Source organism: Mycobacterium sp. TKK-01-0059, from assembly GCF_000709305.1.
Lineage (GTDB): Bacteria > Actinomycetota > Actinomycetes > Mycobacteriales > Mycobacteriaceae > Mycobacterium > Mycobacterium intracellulare.
The window spans coordinates 2,751,790-2,775,010 of record NZ_KL446993.1 but is presented as its reverse complement, the minus strand read 5'-3'; the positions used below and the strand labels follow the sequence as shown (position 1 = coordinate 2,775,010).

General features: G+C 68.6%; 22 protein-coding genes. 10 read left to right on the top strand and 12 right to left on the bottom strand.

Going from position 1 to position 23,221, the window contains the following annotated elements:
- The first annotated feature begins 2 nt into the window (after positions 1-2).
- Together K883_RS13530 and K883_RS13525 are read left to right on the top strand one after the other, a co-directional pair.
- Complete coding sequence (locus K883_RS13530; protein WP_036454693.1) at positions 3-1,517, top strand: carotenoid oxygenase family protein; 1,515 nt, start codon at positions 3-5, stop codon at positions 1,515-1,517.
- Positions 1,517-2,005, top strand: a complete 489-nt coding sequence (locus tag K883_RS13525) for a VOC family protein (protein ID WP_036454690.1) — start codon at positions 1,517-1,519, stop codon at positions 2,003-2,005. The genes K883_RS13530 and K883_RS13525 overlap by 1 nt, the downstream gene beginning before the upstream one ends.
- A 4-nt stretch (positions 2,006-2,009) precedes the next feature.
- Here the strand turns inward: K883_RS13525 and K883_RS13520 are convergent, their stop codons facing one another.
- The 8 genes from K883_RS13520 to K883_RS13485 all read right to left on the bottom strand — a co-directional run bounded on the left by K883_RS13520 (position 2,010) and on the right by K883_RS13485 (position 9,939).
- Entirely contained in the window at positions 2,010-2,444 is a 435-nt protein-coding gene (locus K883_RS13520; RefSeq protein ID WP_008253914.1) for a hypothetical protein, read from the bottom strand.
- A gap of 73 nt (positions 2,445-2,517) precedes the next feature.
- Positions 2,518-3,288, bottom strand: a complete 771-nt coding sequence (locus K883_RS13515) for a VOC family protein (protein ID WP_008253913.1) — start codon at positions 3,286-3,288, stop codon at positions 2,518-2,520.
- Between the two features lie 84 nt (positions 3,289-3,372).
- Positions 3,373-3,834 carry a type II toxin-antitoxin system Rv0910 family toxin gene (locus K883_RS13510; RefSeq protein ID WP_008253911.1) on the bottom strand — a complete coding sequence of 154 codons (462 nt, stop codon included), beginning with the start codon at positions 3,832-3,834 and terminating at the stop codon, positions 3,373-3,375.
- A gap of 3 nt (positions 3,835-3,837) precedes the next feature.
- Positions 3,838-4,026 carry an antitoxin gene (locus K883_RS13505; protein ID WP_008253910.1) on the bottom strand — a complete coding sequence of 63 codons (189 nt, stop codon included), beginning with the start codon at positions 4,024-4,026 and terminating at the stop codon, positions 3,838-3,840.
- 65 nt (positions 4,027-4,091) lie between these two features.
- The gene (locus K883_RS13500; protein ID WP_014711030.1) at positions 4,092-6,479 is read right to left on the bottom strand and encodes a cation-translocating P-type ATPase; all 2,388 of its coding nucleotides are present in this window, start codon (positions 6,477-6,479) and stop codon (positions 4,092-4,094) included.
- A complete protein-coding gene (locus K883_RS13495; RefSeq protein WP_014381859.1) occupies positions 6,476-8,053 on the bottom strand; it encodes a serine hydrolase in 1,578 nt (525 codons plus the stop codon). The genes K883_RS13500 and K883_RS13495 overlap by 4 nt, the downstream gene beginning before the upstream one ends.
- A gap of 38 nt (positions 8,054-8,091) precedes the next feature.
- Positions 8,092-9,201, bottom strand: a complete 1,110-nt coding sequence (locus K883_RS13490) for an MBL fold metallo-hydrolase (RefSeq protein WP_009957318.1) — start codon at positions 9,199-9,201, stop codon at positions 8,092-8,094.
- Positions 9,202-9,207: 6 nt separating this feature from the next.
- Positions 9,208-9,939: an enoyl-CoA hydratase gene (locus K883_RS13485; RefSeq protein WP_014381858.1), complete on the bottom strand. Its 732-nt coding sequence runs from the start codon at positions 9,937-9,939 to the stop codon at positions 9,208-9,210.
- Positions 9,940-9,966: 27 nt separating this feature from the next.
- Here K883_RS13485 and K883_RS13480 point away from each other — a divergent pair, with 27 nt between their 5' ends.
- From K883_RS13480 to K883_RS13455, 6 genes are all read left to right on the top strand, one after another.
- Positions 9,967-11,448 (top strand): acetyl-coenzyme A carboxylase carboxyl transferase subunits beta/alpha, encoded by a 1,482-nt coding sequence (locus tag K883_RS13480; RefSeq protein ID WP_014381857.1) that lies wholly within the window; start codon positions 9,967-9,969, stop codon positions 11,446-11,448.
- A gap of 110 nt (positions 11,449-11,558) precedes the next feature.
- Entirely contained in the window at positions 11,559-12,407 is an 849-nt protein-coding gene (locus K883_RS13475) for an endonuclease domain-containing protein (RefSeq protein ID WP_008253901.1), read from the top strand.
- 131 nt (positions 12,408-12,538) lie between these two features.
- Complete coding sequence (gene prrA / locus K883_RS13470; protein ID WP_008253900.1) at positions 12,539-13,249, top strand: two-component system response regulator PrrA; 711 nt, start codon at positions 12,539-12,541, stop codon at positions 13,247-13,249.
- Positions 13,250-13,264: 15 nt separating this feature from the next.
- A complete protein-coding gene (locus K883_RS13465; protein ID WP_008253899.1) occupies positions 13,265-14,602 on the top strand; it encodes a sensor histidine kinase in 1,338 nt (445 codons plus the stop codon).
- Positions 14,603-14,655: 53 nt separating this feature from the next.
- Entirely contained in the window at positions 14,656-14,919 is a 264-nt protein-coding gene (locus K883_RS13460; RefSeq protein ID WP_008253898.1) for a DUF2630 family protein, read from the top strand.
- Positions 14,920-14,945: 26 nt separating this feature from the next.
- Positions 14,946-16,517: a phytoene desaturase family protein gene (locus K883_RS13455; protein ID WP_008253897.1), complete on the top strand. Its 1,572-nt coding sequence runs from the start codon at positions 14,946-14,948 to the stop codon at positions 16,515-16,517.
- Between the two features lie 43 nt (positions 16,518-16,560).
- Here the strand turns inward: K883_RS13455 and K883_RS13450 are convergent, their stop codons facing one another.
- From K883_RS13450 to pdxH, 3 genes are all read right to left on the bottom strand, one after another.
- A complete protein-coding gene (locus K883_RS13450) occupies positions 16,561-17,856 on the bottom strand; it encodes a citrate synthase (RefSeq protein ID WP_008253896.1) in 1,296 nt (431 codons plus the stop codon).
- 269 nt (positions 17,857-18,125) lie between these two features.
- Entirely contained in the window at positions 18,126-19,025 is a 900-nt protein-coding gene (locus K883_RS13445; RefSeq protein WP_008253894.1) for an amidohydrolase family protein, read from the bottom strand.
- A gap of 31 nt (positions 19,026-19,056) precedes the next feature.
- The gene (gene pdxH / locus K883_RS13440) at positions 19,057-19,686 is read right to left on the bottom strand and encodes a pyridoxamine 5'-phosphate oxidase (RefSeq protein WP_008253893.1); all 630 of its coding nucleotides are present in this window, start codon (positions 19,684-19,686) and stop codon (positions 19,057-19,059) included.
- Between the two features lie 117 nt (positions 19,687-19,803).
- Between pdxH and K883_RS13435 the strand changes: the two genes are divergently transcribed.
- Both K883_RS13435 and K883_RS13430 read left to right on the top strand, forming a co-directional pair.
- Positions 19,804-20,925 carry a citrate synthase 2 gene (locus K883_RS13435; protein ID WP_008253892.1) on the top strand — a complete coding sequence of 374 codons (1,122 nt, stop codon included), beginning with the start codon at positions 19,804-19,806 and terminating at the stop codon, positions 20,923-20,925.
- Between the two features lie 133 nt (positions 20,926-21,058).
- Positions 21,059-21,517: a VOC family protein gene (locus K883_RS13430; protein ID WP_008253889.1), complete on the top strand. Its 459-nt coding sequence runs from the start codon at positions 21,059-21,061 to the stop codon at positions 21,515-21,517.
- Here the strand turns inward: K883_RS13430 and K883_RS13425 are convergent.
- Positions 21,514-23,202 carry an FAD-dependent oxidoreductase gene (locus K883_RS13425; protein WP_036454687.1) on the bottom strand — a complete coding sequence of 563 codons (1,689 nt, stop codon included), beginning with the start codon at positions 23,200-23,202 and terminating at the stop codon, positions 21,514-21,516. The genes K883_RS13430 and K883_RS13425 overlap by 4 nt on opposite strands.
- Positions 23,203-23,221: the final 19 nt, after the last annotated feature.

Genomic DNA, 23,221 nt, shown 5'->3' with positions numbered 1-23,221 from the left:
TGATGGACGTAGCGATCGTCGGCAACTTCCTGTCCACCCTTCCCGAGGACGACGACCACCCCTACCGGACGGGCCCGTGGCGTCCCCAGACCACCGAGTGGGACGCCGACGACCTGGTCGCGGTCGAGGGTGAGATCCCGGGCGACCTGGACGGCGTCTATCTGCGCAACACCGAGAACCCGCTGCACCCCGCGTTCAAGACCTATCACCCCTTCGACGGCGACGGCATGCTGCACGTGGTCGGCTTCCGCGACGGAAAGGCCTTCTACCGCAACCGTTTTATCCGCACCGACGGACTCCTGGCCGAGAGCGAGGCCGGCGGGCCGCTGTGGCCGGGGCTGGCCGAGCCCGTGCAACTGGCGCAGGGCCGGCAAGGCTGGGGCGCGCGAACGCGGATGAAGGACGCGTCGAGCACCGACGTCATCGTGCATCGCGGCGTCGCGCTGAGCAGTTTCTACCAGTGCGGCGACCTGTACCGAATCGACCCGTATTCGGGTGACACGCTCGGCAAGGAGTCCTGGAACGGGCGCTTCCCGACCGCGTGGGGCGTGTCCGCACACCCCAAGGTAGACAACGCAACCGGTGAACTGCTGTTCTTCAACTACAGCAAGCAAGACCCGTACATGCATTACGGTGTCGTCGACGAGCGCAACGAACTGACTCACTACGTCGACATCCCGCTGCCCGGTCCGCGCCTCCCCCACGACATGGCGTTCACCGAAAACTACGCCATTCTCAACGATTTCCCGTTGTTCTGGGATCCTCAGCTGCTCGAGCACGACGTGCACCTGCCGCGCTTCCACCCCGACATCCCGTCGCGGTTCGCGGTGATCCCGCGCCGCGGCGGGACCGAGGACATTCGCTGGTTCGAGGCCGACCCCACGTTCGTGCTGCACTTCACCAACGCCTACGAGGATGGCGACGAGATCGTGCTCGACGGATTCTTCGAAGGCGACCCCTCCCCGCTCGATACCGGTGGAACCAAGTGGGACAAACTGTTCCGCTTCTTAGCCCTGGATCGCCTGCAGGCACGCCTGCACCGGTGGCGCTTCAACCTGGTCACCGGCGAGGTGCGCGAAGAGCGGCTGTTCGAATCCGTCACCGAGTTCGGCACCATCAACACCGGCTACGCGGCCGCCGACTATCGCTACGTCTATGCGGCCACGGGCAAGCCGGGTTGGTTCCTGTTCGACGGCCTGGTCAAACACGACCTGCGCACCGGAACCGAGGAGCGGTTCTCGTTCGGGGACGGCGTCTACGGCAGCGAGACCGCAATGGCACCGCGCGTCGGCGGCACCGGCGAAGACGACGGCTACCTGATCATGCTCACCACCGACATGAACACGGACGCCTCGTATTGCCTCGTGTTCGACGCCACCCGCCCCGGCGACGGGCCGGTGTGCAAACTCCCACTGCCGGAACGGATCTCCAGCGGCACCCACTCGACCTGGGCGCCCGGCTCCGAGCTGCGCCGCTGGGACACCGCCGAGTCCGCCGCGGACGCGATCGGACTGTGATGAGCACCGACCAGCACAAGCACCACCGCACGACGCATTGGCCGCCGCAGTTGGCCCCCATCGGCGGCATCCGCTTCGCGCGCCGCTCCTCGCACTTCGCGGAGACGGTGCGGTTCTACCGCGACCTCGTCGGTCTGCCGCTCTACGAGACGTTCGAGGACAGCTACGGCAGCAACGGCGCGATCTTCGGGCTCCCCAGCTGGAACCTCACCATGGAGATCGTGCAGGCCGCCGACGACGTCGCGGTGGACCCCCATGAACAGCTCTGTCTTTATTTTCCGGACCCCCAAGCACAACGAGCCGCACTCGCCCGCCTGCACGACGCGGGCGTCGAACCCGTCGACCAGCACCCGTACTGGGCGGCCACGGGCGCGATAACCTATCGGGATCCCGACGGGCGCGAGATCGTATTCGCGCCCTTCGTGTTCGGCGTCAACGAGCCCGACACCAGCGCCGCTTCGGGGAAGCACGAGTTCCCGTCGGCGTGAGGGCTCAGCGCCGCGGCCGTCCCGACGCCAACGCCGAGATCACCGCCACGATCGAGCACGCTGCGGCGCACACCGCGCCGCCCGCACCGACGTAGAGGCCGTATTCGGCCGACACCGGCGGGTTGACGTTGAGCTTGTAGTACCACACCGTCAGCGCCACGATCAACAGCGAAATCAGCAGCGCCGCAACCGAAGCGAGCTTCACCGACAATCCTCGGCCCATCATTGCGCCGGCCACCAGCAGGGTCGAGGCTAGCAGCACGATGAGCTGGCCGGCGCCGAACCCCGGGGGCAGTTCCAAGTTGCCGTGGGCGCCTCCGATGGCGTTGGCCCAGCCCCCGCCGTTGACCGCCGTCCTCAGCCACGGCAGCCACGCGCTGGCCGAAACCACCACGGCGAAAAACGCCACCAGCCAACCGGGGCGCAGTCGGCGAGTCATGGTAGCGAGGTTAACCGACTCCGCCGCCGGTCCGCGGCACCGAGCGTCGTCCTAGCGTGGCGGCGCTCGTCGGCTAGGCCTGCAGCGATGACAGGTTGAACGGGGCGCCCGTCGGATCGGTCGCGGCGGCCAGCCGTCCATACGGGGTGTCCTCGGCGTCGCGCACCACAGCGCCGCCGTTGTCGACGATCACTCGCAGGGTCTTGTCGACGTCCTCGGCGCCGAAGAAGGTCACCCAGTTCGACGGGACGGCCTCGGGTAGCAGCGAGGCGCCGTCCATCACGCCGAGCAATTGCTCGTCGCCGAACCACGCTGTGGTGTAGCGGAATTCGTCGGTATCGGACTCGGATTCGGTACGCCAGCCGAGGACGTCGCGGTAGAAGTCGAGGGCCGCACCGTAGTCGCGGGTGGTCAGCTGATGCCAGACGGGGGCGCCGGCCGCTCCGATGATCTCGAAACCGCGGTGCTGCAGCGGCTGCCACAAACCGAACGTCGCGCCGGCGGGGTCGGTCGCCAGGCCCATATGGCCCTTGGCGGGCACCTCCATCGCCATGCAGACCGAACCGCCCGCCCCGGTCACCGCGGCCAGCGTGGTCTGGATGTCGGCGGTGTGGAAATAGGTAACCCAGCGGTCCGGCGCCTCGGCCCCGGCCCGGTTGGCCATGATCCCGGCGACGGGGTGGCCGCCCTTGGCTGCGTTGACATATCCGCCGTACTCGGGCCCGGCGGATTCGAACGTCCAGCCGAAGACCGTGCCGTAGAAATCCTGGGCGCGGGCGACGTCGGACGTGGTCAGATCGATCCAGCATGGGGCGCCCAGCGGGGCGCTGTCACGAATAGGCATGGTGACCTCCTGATGATGTGTCCCCGGAAGAAAGGGGGTTCACACTATCGACCGCGCCCGAGGCGAAAACTCATCGGCGGGCGATCAGCGATGCCCGTTGCTGCTCGGATCGGGCCGGGTGAACACCGTCACGAAGTTCTCCAGCGACTGGTCGATATCGCCGCGCAGTGCGGCGGCGACGATCATGCCGATGGGGCCGAACAGTGCGGGGCCACCGAGGTGCACGTCGAAACTGACGAGGGAGCCGTCCCCTTTGGGCTGGATCTTGGCCATCAGCTTGACCTTGACCCCGCCGACTCCGTCGCCGTTGAGCGTCATGCCCTCGGGTGGCTTGTAGCGCACGACCGTCCATTTGATCCGGTTGGGCATGCCCTTGACCTCGACAATCGACTCGACGACCGAGCCCTTCTCGATCTCGTCGGGCAATGCGCTGCGCCACACCCGGTGGATGGTCAGCCAATCCTTGTACCGGGACAGGTCGGAGGCGTGCTGCCAGGCCACCTCGGGCGGCAGCGGGACATCGATGGATCCGGAAAGCTTGGCCATGGCTCAGTTCTGCTGGTCGCCCGTGTCCGCGGCGCCGGCCGCCTTCTTCGCCTGCTCCTGCACCTGGTGAATGGTGTCGGAGTATTTGCCCTGCGTCTTTTCGTCGACGAACTCGCCTGCCTTGTCGATGGCCGTCTCGACCTTGTCGGCGTTCTGCCACAACAGATCCTTGGCCTTGTCCAGGAATCCCATGTGCCCTCCCTTTTTCCGGCATCGTACTTGCCCGGTGAAACCGGCCGGCGCCGAGTTCGCTGTGCTCAGCGCCACAGCCGCGGCTGCACGCCCAGCATCCTGGCGCGGATCCACCACATGGCCTCGACCGCGGCTACGCCCAGCAGACCGATCCCCAGCGCGGTCGCGGTCACCGTGACATTGGACGGATCCAGCAGGAACTGCTTGCGGGCCAGGGGGAGGCTGAAGATCACCACATACGCCAGGCCCGAGACGATTACGAGCGCCACCCGCCACCACTGGTAGGGCCGTGCGACCACCGCGAGCACCCACAGGGCCGTCATGAGCAAGGTGATCAGGGCCGCGGTCGACGCCTGATCCTGTTGCTGGAAGCCGGCGTGCCGGCCAGGGTAGGCGGCCAGGTACGACGCGAAGGTCGCGGTGCCGACGATCAGCCCGGACGGCAGCGCCGAGCTCAGCACCCGGCGCACGAAACCGGGCTCGGCGCGCTCGATGTTGGGCGCCAGGGACAGGATGAACGACGGTATTCCGATGGTGAACCACGCCGCGATGGTGACGTGGATCGGCTGGAACGGATACAGCAACGGATCGGCTTTCAACGCTTTGGAAAACAGGCATTCGATGCCCACCAACAACGCCAGCAGCACCGAGTACACCGTCTTGGTCAGGAACAGGTTGGCGACCCGCTCGATGTTGCCGATCACGCGTCGGCCCTCGCCGACCACGTACGGTAGCGTGGCAAACCTGTTGTCCAGCAGGACGATCTGTGCGACGGCACGGGAAGCCGGGCTGCCGGCCCCCATCGCGACGCCGATATCGGCGTCCTTGAGGGCCAGGACGTCGTTGACGCCGTCGCCGGTCATCGCGACCGTGTGCCCGCGCGATTGCAGGGCGTGTACGACGGCGCGCTTCTGATCGGGACGCACCCGGCCGAAGGTGGTGTGGGTGTCCAGCGCGTCGGCCAATTGCGCGGGGTCCGAGGGGAGTTGGCGCGCATCCATCGTCTCGCCGCGCAACCCGAGCTTGTCGGCGACGGCGCCGACAGAAACGGCGTTGTCCCCGGACAACACCTTGACCGAAACACCCTGATCGGCAAAGTATTCCAGCGTCTCGTGGGCGTCAGGTCGGACCTTCTGTTCGAGCACCACCAGCGCGACCGGGGTGACGTCCCCCGGTGCGCTGGGGTGGTCGACGGCCACGTCGGCGGCGCCCACCAGCAGGACCCGCAAGCCCTGCGACCCGATCCGCTCGGCCTGTTCGGCCGCCGCCGACGCCGGCTCGAGCAACACGTCGGGCGCCCCCATCACCCAGTCGCCGTGCCCTTCGAAGGACACCCCGCTCCACTTGGTGGCGGACTTGAAAGGTGCTGTCGCCGTGGCGGTCCAGCCCGGCGACTCGTGATAGGTCTCGGCGATCGCGCGCACGCTCGCGTTGGGTCGCGGGTCGGCGGCGGCCAACGCCGCCAGCACGTCGCCGATCCGATCGCGGTGCGCGTCCTCGTCGAGCTCGTCCACCCGGGCGACCCGCATGCCGCTTTCGGTCAGGGTGCCCGTCTTGTCGGCGCAGACCACGTCGACCCGCGCGAGCCCCTCGATGGCGGGCAGCTCCTGCACCAGGCAGCGGCGCTGGCCCAGCCGGACCACCCCGACCGCGAACGCGACCGACGTCAGCAGCACCAGCCCTTCGGGCACCATCGGCACCAGGGCGCCCACCGTCCGCAGCACGGACTCCTGCCAGCCCGCGTGCGTGGTGAACAGCTGGGTGTAGATCGTCAGCAGGCCGGCCGGCACCAGAAGGTAGGTGATGAACTGCAGGATGCGGTTGATGCCGTTGCGCAGTTCGGATTTCACCAACGTGAACTTGCTGGCTTCCTCGGCGAGTTTGGCCGCGTAGGCGTCCGGGCCGACCTTGGTGGCCCGGTAGGCGCCGGCGCCCGCAACGACGAAACTGCCCGACATCACCGCGTCGCCGACGGCCTTGGCGATCGGGTCGGCCTCACCGGTCAGCAGTGACTCGTCGACCTCCAGGTTCGCCTCTTCGATGATCTCTCCGTCGACGACGACCTGATCGCCGGGCCCGAGCTCGATGATGTCGTCGAGCACCACCTCCTCGGGCGGGACCGCACGCGTCCCGGATTGCCTGCGCACCACGGGTTTCGCCTGACCCACGATCGCGAGCTTGTCCAGCGTCTGCTTGGCCCGGATTTCCTGGACCATGCCGACGACGCTGTTGGCGATGATCAACAGTCCGAACATCCCGTTGATCAGCGAGCCGGTCGCCAGCACGATCAGCAGTAACACTCCCAGGATCGCGTTGATCCGGGTGAACACGTTGGCCCGCACGATATCGGTGATGCTGCGCGTCGCCCGTTTCCGCACGGCGTTGCTCTGGCCGTCGGCGACCCGCTGCGCCACCTCGGCGTCGGTCAGGCCGGTGATCAGTGAGGAGCTCATCGGGCGAAGGTCCCCAGCTTCTCGGTGTCGTAGTACTCCAGATTCAGGGTGTCGTTGGAGAAGACCGCTTTGGAAATCGTTCCGGGTGGGGCGTTTTCGTCGGTCAGCGGGAAGGTGAAGGTGTCGCCGTCCCAATGGGTGAGGGCGACCGTGTGGTTTTTCGGGCCCATCGCCAAGTGCAGGGCGCCGTCGCGTTCGGTCACGACGGCCGGGCCCCAGTAGTCGCTGGCGTACACGCCTGCATAGTCGCGAAGCGGCTTGGCCGGGGCGGGTTTGGGCGGGGGCTGCTTGCCGACCAGCGAGCCCACCGGATTGTTCAGCCAGCCGATCGCCTTCTGGTACAAGGGACCCCAGTCCTCGCGGATCTGGCCGTATTGGACGAGGTCCATGAATTCGGCGGTCAGGGTTTCCGGGATGCCGTAGGGCGCGCCGTTGGTCAGCGCGATGATGCCCACGTCTTCCGAGGGCATCACCACGAAGTTCGTCGCCGCCCCCAAAGCGAAAGCGCCGGAATGGCTGTATTCGGTGCGGCCCGAGGAATCGACCGACGCGTTGAAACCGTATCCGTAGAACCCGGTGCGCGCCTTGGGCGTCGTCGCGGGTGTCGACACCGTCTGCGGACTGATGGCCGGCAACAGGTCTTCCGGCGCGGCGATCCGCCGCCCGTCGTGAGTCCCGTTGCCCAGCAACATCATCAGCCAACGGGCCATGTCGTTGACCGATGAGCTGAGGCCGCCCGCGGGTGACTGGGGATCGGGATCACGCTGGAAGCGGGCCTCCCACTTGCCGGCGACCTTGACGTGGTTGACCGCGTGATTGGGCCGGGCGAGGAAGTCGGCGAAGCGTGAGCTCGTCGACGTCATTTTTAGCGGGCGGTAGAGCGCCTCGTCGGACAGGTCCTCCCATGACTTGCCGGCCGCGGCCGCCACGGCCTCCGCGCCGGCGGTGATCCCATAGTTGGTGTAGGCGTAGCTGATCCGGAAGGGTGCCAGCGGCAGATACCTGAGTCGCTCGAGGGTCTGACGACGGTCGTAGCCCAGGTCTTCGAGTTTGTCGCCCGCGTGATCGGGCAGCCCGGAGCGATGCGAATACACGTCGGCGACGGTCACATGGCTACTGACATAGGGATCGCCGAGCGTGAACCAGGGCAACTTGGCGGCCACTGGGGTGTCCCAGGTGACGACGTGATCGCTGACCTCGTGCGCGATCACCGTCGCGCCAACCGATTTGGACACCGAAGCCAGCTGGAAGACGGTGTCGGCGTCCACCTTGTTTCCTTGCCCCTCGCCCTTGCTCACATCCTTGACACCGAAACCCTTGGCGTACAACACTTTCCCGCCGTGGACGACGGCGACCGCCATTCCCGGCACGCCGGTGTTCTTCATCAGGTCGCCGACCAGGCCGTCGATCTTGGCGACGGCATCGTCGATGCGGCCGGCAGGAATCGCCACGCCGGCCACTTGGTTGGGCGCGACGTCAGACAGTGTGGACGGGGCCCCGGCGGTCGGCTGCGCGGAGCCGCATCCCGTCAATCCGAGCAGCACCGAGATGGCAGCGACCGCGCGTTTGGTCATGGCGCACTCTAACGCGGTGGGGTTGCCGGACTCCGGAATCAGAGCTGCCACCACGGGTTCGATTTCACCGGGGCCGCGAGATCAATGCGCTGGCCCGGCACCGGAACCGCCACGTTCACCTGCTCGGGCTCCGCGGCGGCGAGCAGCCGCTCGACCGGCTCGGCCCACGGGTGCGGGGCCAACCGGAAGGTGCCCCAGTGGATCGGCACCAACAGCCCCCCGTCGGTGACGTCCAGGTGCGCCCGCAGCGCCTCCTCGGGGTTCATGTGCACGTCGGGCCACGCCGTGTTGTAGGCCCCGATGGGCAGCAGGGTCAGGTCGAACGGTCCGTGGTCGGCGCCGATCTGGGCGAAGCTCTTCGTGTACCCGGTGTCGCCGCCGAAGTACGCGCGATGGGTCGGCCCGCGAAAGACCCACGACGCCCACAGCGTCGTGTTGCGATCCAGGAAGCGCCCCGAAAAATGCCGCGCCGGCACGCACACCACGGTGAGCTCGTCGACCGTCGCGCTCTGGTGCCAATCGAGCTCGACGATGCGGTGCTCGGGTATCCCCCACCTGCGAAGGTGGGCGCCGACACCGAGCGGAACGAAGAACGGGGACCGCTGCGTGCGGGCCAACGCCCGAATCGTGTCGATGTCGAGGTGGTCGTAGTGATCGTGGCTGATCACCACCGCGTCGACGGCGGGCAACCCCTCGAGTTGAATCGGCGGCGGGTGCAGCCGCTGCGGCCCGACGACGTCCGACGGCGAACACCGGTCGCTCCACACCGGATCGGTGAGCACCCGGTAGCCGTCGATTTCCACCAGCGCCGTGGAGTGGCCGAACCAGCTGACGGCCAGCCCGCTCGGATCCGCGCGGAAGACCCCGGGGGCCGTCAGCGGGATCGGCCCGCGCGGCCGGCTTCCACCCCGGTTGCCCACCAGCTCCCACGCGATGAGCCGCAGTTGCTCGCGGTCCATCTTGGTTTCCGAGGCGGGCTCGAGGTTGACGAAGACGCCGTCGCGACAGTTCGGGGACCCCGCGGTCGCCGCGGCGATCGATGCGGGGTGGGCGCCGAGGGCGTCCGGCGCGCCGTGCAGCGCGCGCAGCAGCCAACCCCCGCCCGCCAGCGACGCCGTGCCGGCGATCAGCCGTAGCGTCCCCCGCATGGCTCGTCAGGCCCCCTGGAACTTCGGTGGCCGCTTCTCGATACGCGCGACCTGGGCCTCGATGACGTCCTGGCTGCCCCACGCCTTGTCGAAAAGCTCCTTGTGCACCGGGTCGGCCTCCTCGATGGCGCCGTCGTCGTTGAGCACCCGCTTGGCGTGCTGGATCGCCAACGGGGCCAGGCCGGCGATCTCGGCGGCCCAGGCCTGGGCGTCGGACAGCGTCCCGATGCGGTTGGCCATCCCGGTCTGCAGGGCCACGTCGGCCGTCAGCTTTTCGGCGGCCAGCAGCATCGCGCGGGCCCGGCCGTGACCGACCAGTGAAGCCAGGCGCCGGATGCTCCAGTTGTCAAGGGCCAGACCGTATTTCGATGTGGGGAATTGGAAGAAGGCGTCCGGCGCGACGACCCGGAGATCGCATTGCATGGCCAGCTGCAGGCCCGCGCCGATGGCGGGGCCGTTGATGGCGCCGATCACCGGGATGAGGGTGGCGTCCAAGACCCTGTGCAGCTCGATGAGGCGGTCGGGATAGTCGGCGGCGAATGCGTCACCGCTCAGGTCCGCGCCGGCGCAAAACACCGTGCCCTGCCCGGTCAGCACGATCGCCCGGGTGGAGCCGTCGCCCGCCTTCAGCACGGCCTCGCGCAGCTCCTCGACGAGCTGGGAGTTCAAGGCGTTGCGGCGCTCGGGGCGCTGCAACTCGATGGTCAAAACCGCTTCGGCCTGGCTGACACCGATCATGGCAGCCACCCTATATAGCCTCGTCACGTGAGTCGTATCACGGCTGGTCAACTACGCGACGCGGTCCTGGACGAGAATTCCTTCATCCGCTGGGACAGCGAGCCGCTCGCCGTGCCGGCCAGCGCCGCCTATGCGCGAGAGCTGGCCAATGCCCGCGCCGCGACGGGCCTGGACGAATCCGTGCTGACCGGCGAAGGGCGCATCTTCGGGCGCCGGGTCGCGGTGGTGGTCTGCGAATTCGGCTTTCTGGGTGGCTCGATCGGGGTGGCCGCCGCCGAACGGATCACCGCGGCGGTGCAGCGGGCGACCGCCGAGGGGCTGCCGCTACTGGCCTCGCCGAGCTCCGGCGGCACCCGCATGCAAGAGGGCACGGTCGCGTTCCTGCAGATGGTGAAGATCGCCGCGGCCGTCCGGCTGCACACCCGGGCTCACCTGCCCTACCTGGTCTATCTGCGCAATCCGACCACCGGTGGGGTCTTCGCGTCGTGGGGCTCGCTGGGCCACGTCACGCTCGCCGAACCGGGCGCGTTGATCGGCTTCCTCGGACCTCGCGTGTACCAGCTGCTCTACGGCGAACCGTTCCCCGAGGGCGTGCAGACCGCGGAGAACCTGCAGCGGCACGGCGTGATCGACGACGTCATCCCGCTCGACGAGCTGCGCCCGACGCTGGACCGAGCGATGACCGTCATCGCCGACCCGCCCGGGCCGCTGCCCACGCCGCCACCACCCGAACCGACACCCGACGTCGCGGCGTGGGATTCGGTGGTGGCATCGCGGCGTCCGGACCGGCCGGGCGTCGGACTTCTGTTGCGGCACGGCGCAACCGACCAGGTGCTGTTGTCGGGGACCGGCCGGGGAGAGGCGGCGACGACGCTGCTGGCGCTGGCCCGATTCGCCGGTCAGCCGGTGGTGGTGCTCGGCCAGCGGCGGATAGCGGGCGGCCGGGCGAGCACCGTGGGCCCCGCGTCGTTGCGCGAGGTCCGGCGCGGCATGGCGCTGGCCGCCGAGTTGCGCCTGCCGCTGGTGCTGGTGATCGACACGGCGGGACCGGCGCTGTCGGCCGACGCCGAACAGGGCGGGCTCGCCGGGCAGATCGCCCAGTGCCTGGCCGAGCTGGTGACCCTGGACACCCCGACGGTCTCCGTGCTGCTGGGCCAGGGCAGCGGCGGGCCGGCGCTGGCGATGGTGCCGGCCGATCGGGTGTTGGCCGCGCTGCACGGCTGGCTGGCGCCGCTACCGCCGGAAGGCGCGAGCGCGATCGTCTTCCGCGACACCGATCACGCCGCCGAACTTGCCGCCGCACAAGGCATCCGGTCGACCGACCTGTTGGCGTCCGGGATCGTCGACGTCGTCGTCGCGGAACATCCCGATGCCGCCGACGAGCCCGTCGAGTTCTCGCGGCGACTCTCACGCGCCATCGCCGCCGAGGTGCAGGCGTTGCGCGGGATACCCGCCTCCGAGCGGCTGGCCGCCCGGCTGCAGCGCTACCGCAACATCGGTCTGCCCTGAAACGCTGGCGCCTTCGCCGCGACACGTAACTCAGACACAAGAATCGCCGACGCGCGCGTGCGTGGTTTATGTCTGGCCAACCCAACAGCGACACGTCGCGTCTTACGCGCATGGACGGACCCATCGTCGGCAGCGAGGCCCTGCGACAGCGCAAACTGACCCGGTATCAGCTGAGGACCGAGTTTCGCGCGATCTATCCCGACATCTACCTGGCGCGTCACGTGGCGCCCTCGCTCCGAATGCGGTCGGAAGCGGCGTGGCTATGGACGCGGCGACGCGGTGTGCTCGCTGGGCTGGCCGCGGCGGCGCTGCACGGCGCGAATTGGATCGACGAGGACGAACCGGTCGAATTGATCTGGAGTAATCAACACGCCCCTATGGGCATAGTGACCCGCAATCAGCGGTTGCGAGACAATGAAATCACGTGTGTCGCAGGGCTTCCGGTGACCACGGTTGCGCGGACGGCATTTGACTTGAGCTGTCGTCTCCCCACCGGAGAAGCGGTGGCCCGCCTCGACGCGCTGATGCGCGCCACGCCCTTTTCCGTCGAGGATGTTTTGCTGGTGACCAAGGGACACCCGCGTGCTCGCGGCCTTCGGCGGCTACGGGAGGCACTTCCCTTGGTCGATCCAGGCGCGGCATCGCCCAAGGAAACCTGGCTGCGCTTGCTGATCGTCAACGCGGGGCTGCCCACTCCCGAGACTCAGATACCGGTGGTCATGCATTACCGGACCGTGGCACTGCTCGACATGGGCTGGGAGCGGTTCAAGGTAGCGGTCGAATACGACGGGGACCAACACCGCACCATGCGGCGCCAATATGTGCGGGATCTCCGGCGACTCAGCGCGTTGCAGGATTGCGGGTGGATCGTTATCAGGGTCATTGTCGAGGACCGACCAGAAGCCGTTATCGGAAAAATTCGCGAGGCGCTGCACCGCCGCGGATACCGCGACACGTAACTCAGACACCAGAATCGCCGACGCGCGCGTGCCTGGTTTATGTCTGGCCGTGACGCGGACCGGCCGAGGCGAAGCGCGCCTAGCCCCGCGACGGTGGTGCCTCCCGCATCCATAGGCGGCAATCAGGCAAGATGGGCGGCATGGACACAGGAGCTAGCTCACCTCGGGTCTTGGTCGTCGACGACGACTCCGATGTGCTCGCGTCGCTGGAACGTGGCCTGCGCCTGTCCGGGTTCGAGGTGTCGACCGCGGTCGACGGCGCCGAGGCGTTGCGCAGCGCCACCGAAACGCGGCCGGACGCGATCGTGCTCGACATCAACATGCCGGTGCTGGACGGGGTCAGCGTCGTCACCGCGCTGCGCGCCATGGACAACGACGTCCCGGTCTGCGTGCTCTCCGCCCGCAGCTCGGTCGACGACCGGGTGGCGGGCCTGGAGGCCGGCGCCGACGATTACCTGGTCAAACCGTTCGTGCTGGCCGAGCTGGTCGCGCGGGTCAAAGCGCTGCTGCGCCGCCGCGGCGCCACCGCCACCTCCTCGTCGGAGACCATCACGGTGGGACCGCTGGAAGTCGACATCCCCGGCCGGCGGGCTCGCGTCAACGGCGTCGACGTCGACCTGACCAAGCGGGAATTCGACCTGCTGGCGGTGCTGGCCGAACACAAGACCGCGGTCCTGTCCCGTGCGCAGCTACTCGAGCTGGTATGGGGCTATGACTTTGCCGCCGACACCAACGTCGTCGACGTCTTCATCGGATACCTGCGCCGCAAGCTCGAGGCCCACGGCGGGCCCCGGCTGCTGCACACCGTGCGCGGAGTGGGATTCGTGCTGCGCATGCAGTAACCCGGTCGAGCGGCCATGAACTTCCTGTCCCGGATCCTGACCCGTACGCCGTCGCTACGGGCCCGGGTCGCGGTCGCGACGGCGATCGGCACCGCGATCGTGGTGGTGATCGCGGGGGCGGTCGTGTGGTTCGGCATCACCAGCGCCTGGAAGGAGCGGCTGGACCGCCGCCTGGACGAGGCGGCCGGTTTCGCCATCCCCTTCCTGCCCCGGGGCCTCGACGACATCCCGCGCGCACCCCACGACCAGGACACCGTGATCACCGTCCGGCGCGACGGCCAGGTCAAGTCCAACTCGGACGTCACACTGCCGCCGCTGGAGGTGGGGTATGCAGACACCTACATCAACGGGGTGCGCTATCGCGTCCGAACCTTGGAGGTCGCCACGCCGCAGCCGGCGACGGTGGCAGTGGGCGCGACGTACTACGACACGATCGCCCAGACCAACAACCTGCATCGCCGGGTGATCCTGATCTGTGCGCTGTCGATCGGCGCGGCGGCGGTGTTCGCTTGGCTCCTGGCGGCTTTCGCGGTGCGGCCGTTCAAACGCCTGGCCCAGCAAGCCCGTTCGATCGACGCCGACGAACGGCCGCAAGTGGCGGTGCGCGGTGCCACCGAGGCGGTCGAGATCGCCGAGGCCATGCGGGGCATGCTGCAGCGCATCTGGACCGAGCAGGACCGGACCAAGGATGCGCTCGCGTCTGCGCGCGACTTCGCCGCCGTGTCCTCGCACGAGCTGCGCACCCCCCTGACCGCGATGCGCACCAACCTCGAAGTGCTCTCCACCCTGGACATGCCGGACGAACAACGCAAAGAGGTGCTGGGCGACGTCATCCGCACGCAGTCGCGCATCGAGGCCACGCTGACCGCCCTCGAGCGCCTGGCCCAGGGCGAGCTGTCGACGTCCGACGATCACGTGCCGGTCGACATCACCGAGCTGCTCGACCGCGCCGCCCACGACGCCACCCGCGTCTACCCCGGGGTCGACGTCTCACTGGTGCCCTCGCCCACCTGCATCATCGTCGGGCTGCCGGCCGGCTTGCGCCTCGCGGTCGACAACGCGATCGCCAATGCCGTCAAGCATGGCGGCGCCACCCGCGTCGAGCTGTCGGCGGTCAGCTCCCGCGCCGGCGTGGAGATCGCCATCGACGACAACGGGCGCGGCGTCCCGGAGGACGAGCGCCAGGTGGTGTTCGCGCGGTTCTCCCGCGGATCGACGGCCTCGCATTCCGGGTCGGGCCTGGGATTGGCCTTGGTAGCCCAGCAGGCCGAGCTGCACGGCGGGACTGCCGAGCTGGAAAGCAGCCCGCTGGGCGGTGCGCGGCTGGTGCTGCGACTACCCGGACCCAGTTAGCCGCGGGCCGTCGGCGGCTATCCGCCCCCTCCCGAGTCGGGCAGACTGGAGCGATGGCCAACGGCAGCAAACCCACCGACAACGACACCCTGGCACACATCCGCGAACTGGTCGCCGAAGAAAAAGCGCTGCGGGCCCAACTGCAGCGCGGTGACATCGACACGTCGGAGGAACATGACCGCCTTCGGCGCATGGAGATCGAACTCGACCAGTGCTGGGATCTGCTGCGGCAGCGCCGGGCGCTCCGCGAGAGCGGCGGCGACCCGCGCGAGGCGGAGGTGCGGCCGCCCGACGAGGTCGAGGGCTACCTGAGCTGAGCGGCCACGCGGACGCCGACGACGCGGTGGACGTCGCCGTCGTCGGGGGCGGGCACAACGGCCTCGTCGCGGCGGCCTACCTCGCGCGGGCCGGCCTGCGGGTGCGCCTGCTGGAACGGCTGGAACAGACCGGCGGGGCCGCGATCTCGGCGCAACCCTTCGACGGGGTCGGCGTCCGGCTGTCGCGCTACTCCTATCTGGTCAGCCTGCTACCGAGCCGCATCGTCGAGGACCTGGGCGCCGGGATTCGGCTGGCCCGGCGTCCCTATTCGTCGTACACGCCCGACCCCGCCACCGGCGGCCGCAGCGGGCTGCTGATCGGGGCGCCCGGTAACACCTTCGCCGCCATCGGCGCGGCCGACGACGCCCAGGGCTTCGCGGACTTCTACCAGCGCTGCCGGCTGGTGACCGAGCGGCTGTGGCCGACGCTGCTCGAACCGCTGCGCAGCCGCGAGCAGGCCCGCCGCCACGTACTGGAAAGCAACGACCGCCGCGCGGCGGCCGCCTGGGAAGCCCTGATCGAGGAACCGGTCGGCGAGGCCATCACCGACGCGGTGGGCAACGACCTGGTTCGCGGGGTGATGGCCACGGACGCCCTCATCGGCACCTTCGCGCGCCTCGACGATGAGTCGTTGACGCAGAACGTCTGCTTCCTGTACCACGTGCTCGGCGGCGGCACCGGGGACTGGGACGTCCCGATCGGCGGGATGGGCGCGCTGACCACCGCCCTGGCCGCGGCCGCCGTCGGCCACGGTGCCGAAATTATCAGCGGCGCAGAGGTTTACGCGCTCGACCCGAGCGGCGAAGTGCGCTATCGCAGCGGCGGCCATGAGCGCCGGGTCCGGGCCCGGTTCGTCCTCGCCGGCGTCACGCCCACCGTGCTGGCCGGGCTGCTCGGCGACGAACCGCCACCGGCGGACGGCGGCGCGCAGGTCAAGGTGAACATGGTGCTGCGGCGCCTGCCCCGCCTACGCGACCGGGGCGTCACACCCGACCAGGCCTTCGCCGGCACGTTCCACGTCAACGAGACCTGGACGCAACTGGATACGGCCTATACCCAGGCGGCCGCGGGGCAACCGCCGAATCCCCTGCCGTGCGAAGCGTATTGCCACTCCCTGACCGATCCCAGCATCCTGTCCGATGACCAGCGCCGCTCGGGCGCCCAGACGATGACGGTGTTCGGCCTGCACACCCCGCACGCGCTGTTCGGCGACGCCGACCCGGACGCGCTGCGCGATCGGCTCACCGACAAGGTGCTGGGATCGCTGAATGCTGTTCTGGCCGAACCGATTCAAGAACTGCTGCTGCACGATGCGCAGGGGCGCCCGTGCATCGAGACGACGACCACATCAGATCTCGAGCGCACCCTCGGCATGAGCGGCGGCAACATTTTCCACGGCGGGCTGTCGTGGCCGTTCGCCGATGACGACGATCCGCTGGACACCCCGGCGAGGCAGTGGGGCGTGGCCACCGCTCACGAACGAATCATGTTGTGCGGCTCGGGCGCTCGCCGCGGTGGGGCGGTGTCGGGCATCGGCGGGCACAACGCGGCGATGGCAGTGCTCGCCTCCCTCGCGACCAGGCAGAGAATCGCGTAAATCCCGCCGCCCGCAGGCGATTCTGCGTCTGCTCGGCAGGAAACTAGCGCGCGTCGATCGTCGCGTAGTCGCGCTCGGTGTAGCCGGTGTAGATCTGGCGCGGACGGCCGATCTTGCTGTCGCCCTCGTCGTGCATCTCACGCCAGTGCGCGATCCAGCCGGGCATCCGGCCCAGCGCGAACAGCACGGTGAACATCCGGGTCGGGAACCCGAGGGCGCGGTAGATCAGGCCGGTGTAGAAGTCGACGTTGGGGTACAGCTTGCGTTCGACGAAGTAGTCGTCGGTCAGCGCCGCCTCTTCGAGCTCCTTGGCGATGCTGAGCAGGTCGTCGTCGCCGCCGAGCTTGGCCAGGATCTTGTCCGCCTGCTCCTTGACGATGCGGGCCCGCGGGTCGTAGTTCTTGTAGACGCGGTGGCCGAAGCCCATCAGCTTGACGCCGGCCTCGCGGTTCTTCACCTTGCGGACGAATTCACTGACGTTGTCGTCGCTTTCGCGAATCTGCTCGAGCATCTCGAGGACCGCCTGGTTGGCGCCGCCGTGCAGCGGGCCCCACAGCGCGTTGATCCCACCGGAAACGGAGGTGAACAGGTTCGCCTGCGACGACCCGACCAGCCGCACCGTCGACGTCGAGCAGTTCTGTTCGTGGTCGGCGTGCAGGATGAGCAGCATGTCCAGCGCCCGGATGATCTCGGGGTCCGCCTGGTACGGCTCGGCCGGTAGGCCGAACGTCATGCGCAGGAAGTTCTCCACCAGGGTCAGCGAGTTGTCCGGGTAGAGGAACGGCTGACCGACCGACTTCTTGTATGCGTAGGCGGCGATGGTCGGCAGCTTGGCCAACAGCCGGATGGTGGACAACTCGACCTGCTCGTTGTCGGTCGGGTCGAGGGAATCCGGGTAGTACGCCGAGAGCGCGTTGACCGCGCTGGACAGCACCGGCATCGGGTGGGCGTTGCGCGGAAATCCGTCGAAGAACCGCTTCAGGTCCTCGTGCAGCATGGTGTGCAGCTGAATCCGCTTGGTGAACTCGGCCAGCTGCTCCTTGCTGGGCAGCTCACCGTAGATCAGGAGGTAGCTCACCTCGATGAAGGTCGACTTCTCGGCCAGTTGCTCGATCGGGTAGCCGCGGTAACGCAGGATTCCGGCGTCGCCGTCGATGTAGGTGATGGAGCTCTTGCACGACGCGGTGTTGACGAAGCCGTTGTCGAACGTGGTGTAGCCGGTCTTGGACAACAGCGAGCCCAGCGCGATGCCGTCGGCGCCTTCGGTGGCGCTGACGATCTCCAGGTCGGTCTCACCGCCCGGGTACTTCAGAGTGGCGGTGTCGTCGGTGTCGGCCACGAGAACCCCTTCGTGCTTCCGGCTGATATGGCTGCCCCTGACTTGGTGCTTACAGCTGAAGGTAGTCGTTATCGCGACGAGGCGCCCGTCCGGGGTCGGGTCTGGGAACCTTCCTTAAGCTTTCATCAGGTAGCGCGGTGACGATCCCGCCGGTTCGTGACTTTCGCCACTGCGCGCCCGGCGGTCGGCGACGCGTGGCGCGCGGATCCGCCGTGGCGCGGACCACAACAGGTACGGCGCACCGCCGTTGTCCCGGAAAGCGGCGCCCATCACCCCGCCGTGGACATCGGTCCGGCCAACCCGAAGACGTGAGCGGCGTTGTCGTGTAACACCTTTCGCAGCCACACATCGTCGATACCGGGCAGCCGGGTGAGGACCTCGACCGCGTCGACGTAGCCGTACGGGATGTTGGGAAAGTCGCTCCCGAAAAGTATGCGGTCGGCGAGATCACGGAGGCGTCCGTACTCGGCGGGCGGGAAGGGCATGGCCTCCTCGACGAACGGGGTGAACGCCATCGTGGTGTCGAGCCGCACGTCGTCGTAGCGCTCTGCCAGGTCGAGGAAGTCCGTGTACTCGGGCATGCCCAGGTGGGCGATGATCAACCGCAGGTGCGGATGGCGGGCGAGCAGTGCCGCGACGGGCCCGACGCCGGTGTGTTCGCCGGGGACGGGACCCGAGCCGCAGTGGATGATGACGGGGATCGCGGCGTCTTCGATGACGCCCCAGGCGCCATCGAGCAGCGGGTCGGTGGGGCTGTAGCGGCCGACCTGAATGTGGGCCTTGAATACGCGGGCGCCGGACGCGATGGCCTGACCGACGTAGTCCTCGACGCCGGGTTCGGGGTACAGCGTCGCGGTGTGCAGGCAGTCGGGCGTCGTCGCCGCGAACGATCGGCCCCACTGGTTCAACCAGGCCGCCATGTGCGGCTTGTGCGGATAGATCAGCGCCGTGAACGCCCGGACCCCAAAGCCACGGAGGGTTCGCAGTCGCTGTTGTTCGTCGCTGCGGTAGGCGATCGGCCAATGCCGTCCCACCAGCGGGCCGGCGTCATCGAAGTACCGCCACACCTTGTCCATCACGGATTTGGGCATGAAGTGCGTGTGCACGTCGACGATGCCGGGCAGCCCGAGCGCCGTCCAGATCCGACGTACCGAATCCGTTTCGTCCATCGCCAGCCAAGTTAGCCCCCGCGCGGGCGCGCTACGGCTGGAGGCGCTCGATGCGATCGCCGCTGACCCGGATACGGTTATGCAACCGGTTTTCCCGTCCCTGCCAGAACTCGACCACCTCGGGCGCGATGAGATAGCCGCCCCAGCCCGGCGGCACCGGAACCTGCTCGCGGTCCGCGAAGCGCGCGGTCACCTCCTCCAGCTGGCCCAGCAGGGCCGCCCGCGAGGCGATCGGTTGCGACTGGTGCGAGGCCCAGGCGCCCAGCTGTGATCCGCGCGGCCGTTTCGACCAGTACTCCTGGGTCGCCTCCGCAGTGACCTTGCTCACCGGGCCGCGGACGTGGACCTGGCGGCCGAGCTGGTACCAGGGAAACGTGACCGCGGCGTACGGCGTCGCGGCCAGATCGTCGCCCTTGGCCGAGTCATAGTTGGTGAAAAAGGTGATCCCGGTCTCGTCGACGCCCTTGCACAGCACCGATCGGCTCGCCGGCCGCCCGTCGGCGGTGACGGTGGCCAGCACCATCGCGTTGGGCTCGGCGACACCCGATCGCTCGGCGTCGTCGATCCATTTGCGCAACAACGAAACCCAACCATCGCCGAGCCAGTCCGCGTCGAGATCGGGACTGCCGTCCTTCTCCGCCGATCCGTATTCCACACGCATTCTTTGCAGGTGCTCTTTTCCTGGCTCGGGGTCCCGTCGTGCCATCGCGTCAACGCTACCGGCGCTTGCTACCGGCCGGTAGCGTCGGCCCGAGCGGGGGGTGCGAGAATTTTCGGCATGACTGTGGTCCCCGAAGACTTTGTCCCCGGCCTCGAAGGCGTGGTCGCCTTCACCACCGAAATCGCCGAGCCGGATAAAGACGGCGGCGCGCTGCGCTACCGCGGTGTCGATATCGAAGACCTGGTGGGTCAGCAGGTCACCTTCGGCGACGTTTGGGCGTTGCTGGTCGACGGCAAGTTCGGCCACGGGCTGCCGCCCGCCGAGCCGTTCCCGCTGCCCATCCACACCGGCGACGTGCGCGTCGACGTGCAGGCCGGCCTGGCGATGCTCGCCCCGATCTGGGGGTACAAGCCGCTGCTGGACACCGATGACGCCACCGCCCGCAACCAGCTGGCCCGGGCGTCCGTCATGGCGCTGTCCTACGTTGCCCAGTCCGCGCGCGGCATCTATCAGCCCGCGGTGCCGCAGCGGGTGATCGACGAATGCGAAACGGTCACTGCCCGTTTCATGACGCGCTGGCAGGGCGAGCCGGACCCGCGCCACGTCGAAGCGATTGACGCCTACTGGGTTTCGGCCGCCGAGCACGGGATGAACGCCTCGACGTTCACCGCGCGCGTGATCGCCTCCACCGGCGCCGACGTGGCGGCGGCGCTGTCCGGGGCGATCGGCGCGATGAGCGGTCCCCTGCACGGGGGCGCGCCGGCGCGGGTGCTGCCGATGATCGAAGAGGTCGAGCGCACCGGCGACGCGCGCGGCCTGGTGAAGAAGATCTTGGACAGCGGCGACAAGCTGATGGGATTCGGGCACCGGGTGTACCGCGCCGAGGACCCGCGGGCGCGGGTGCTGCGCGCCACCGCCGAGCGGCTGGGCGCACCGCGCCACGAGGTTGCCGTGGCGCTGGAGCAGGCCGCGCTGGCCGAGCTGCGGGAGCGGCGTCCGGACCGGGCCATCGAGACCAACGTCGAGTTCTGGGCCGCGGTCATCCTGGACTTCGCCCGGGTGCCGGCCAACATGATGCCGGCGATGTTCACCTGCGGACGCACCGCCGGGTGGTGCGCCCACATTCTCGAGCAGAAGCGGCTGGGCAAGCTGGTCCGGCCGTCGGCCATCTATGTGGGCCCCGCCCCGCGCAGCCCGGAATCCGTCGAGGGTTGGGACCGCAGCCTCACCAACGCCTGAGGCCTCCTGGTTGTCGGTGCCCGGCGATCTAATGGTTGCTGTCGCGCGATGACTTTGCGTCGCCGACGCAGTCATACGTCGTGAGCCTGTCCGCGGTGGGCAGGCGACGGAACCGACAGCAAGGAGAACCAGGATGGCGATCAACATCGAACCCGCACTGTCGCCCCACCTCGTGGTCGACGATGCCGCCGCGGCAATCGACTTCTACGTCAACGCTTTTGGGGCTGAGGAGATCGGGCGCGTGCCGCGTTCGGACGGCAAACTGGTGCACGCCGCGCTGCGCATCAACGGCTTCACGGTGATGCTCAACGACGACTTCCCGGAGGTGTGTGGCGGCAAGTCGATGACACCGACCTCGCTGGGCGGCACCCCGGTGACGATCCACCTCACCGTCGCCGACGTCGACGCCAGCTTCCAGCGGGCGCTGGACGCCGGTGCCACCGTGGTGGCCCCGTTGGAGGACCAGTTCTGGGGCGACCGCTACGGCGTGGTCGCCGACCCATTCGGCCACCACTGGTCGCTGGGGCAGCCGGTCCGCGAGGTCAGCATGGAAGAGATCACCGCGGCGATGTCCGGGCAGGGCGCCGGTTAGCCGAGCAGCCGGTCCAAGAGCCGGCGTCGCGGTGGCGGCGCCGGCTCGGCGGTCGCGGCGGCCGCGAGCATCGCGGCGACGTCGGTGAACTTGTTGCGGGGCCGGCCGTCACCGCTGCCGCGCGCGATTTCGGCGGCGTCGATGGCACGCCATCCCGCCGCGTCGACAGCCTCGGGCCGGCGGGCGCGCACCAGGGCGGCCAGCGCCTCGGGCTTGGCCGCCGGTTCGGTCAGCTTGCCGGCGTTGAAATCGGCCACCAGGGCCTGCACGGTCTCAAACGAGCACGACTTGTTGGTCCCGATGAACCCGCTCGGTCCCCGCTTGATCCAGCCCGCGACGTATGCGCCGGGCACGGGTGCGCCCGAGGCGGGATCGACGACGCGCCCGCCGTCGTTGGGCACCACGGCCGACGATTCGTCATAGGGAAGCCCACGAATCGGCTTGCCGCGGTAGCCGATCGACGTCAGCACCAGGCCCGTGTTCAGGCGGCGCGCCTCATCGGTGCCGGTGACCGAGAACTCCACACCGGAGACGCGCTGCTCGCCCAGCACACGGGTCGGGGTGAGCCGGTAAGCCAGCCTGATCCGCGGGCGTGCCGCCGGCGCCGAATCGTCGCCGAGCGTGCTCAGGATTTCCAGCTTGCTTTTCGTCAAGGGATCCGACGCCGTCGCCAGGTCGGCCGCGACCAGTTCGTGGTCGGCCGCGCTGAGGACGACCTCGGAGCTGCCCGTGAGCCCGATCAGCTCGGGCAACGTGAACGCCGACTGGGCCGGGCCGCGCCGGGCGGCGATCACCACCTCACGCACCGCCGAGCCGCGCAGCGCCGCCAAGGCGTGGTCGGCGATGTCGGTGCGGGCCAGGTCGTCGGGGTCCGCGGTGAGCACCCGGGCGACGTCGAGGGCGACGTTCCCGTTGCCGATGATTACCACCCGCTCGTGGCCGAGATCGACTGGCAGATCGGCGAAGTCGGGATGACCGTTGATCCAGGCCACCAATTCGGTCGCGGTCCCGGTGCCGGCCAAACCCATGCCCTCGATGTCCAGGCGACGGTCGTCGGGCGCACCCACGGCGTACAGCACGGCGTGGTGGTGCGCCAGCAGGTCGTCGTGGCTGAGGTGTTCGCCGATCTCGACGTTGAGATAGAAGCGGAAGCGCTCGTGGCCGGCGACCCGCTCGAAGAGGCGGGTGACCCGCTTGGTGTTCTGGTGATCGGGCGCCACCCCGGCCCGCACCAACCCGTACGGGGTGGGCAACTTCTCAAAGACGTTGACGCGCACGCCATGCTGGGTGAGTAGCTCGTCGGCGGCATACATCGCCGCCGGACCCGATCCGACGATGGCCACGGTCAGCGGCCGGCGGCGGGCCCGCACTTCGGCGGCCGGGATGACCGGCGCCAGCTTCGACGTCGGCGGAAGCTTCTCACCCTCGGGCCGTTTCGGGTAGAACGACGCGTTGATTTCGACGAAGGGCAGCTGCTTGGTGTCCAACCGGGTGTCGGGCGCGATGGCCCCGACCGGGCACGCGCTCACGCACGCACCGCAGTCCACGCAGGCCGCCGGATCGATGTAGAGCATCTCCGAGGTGGCGAAGCCGGGCTCGTCCGGCGTGGGGTGAATGCAATTCACCGGACACGCGAAAACACAGGACCCGTCGTTGCAGCACGACTGGGTAATAACGTGCGGCATGAAACCTATGGACCGGACT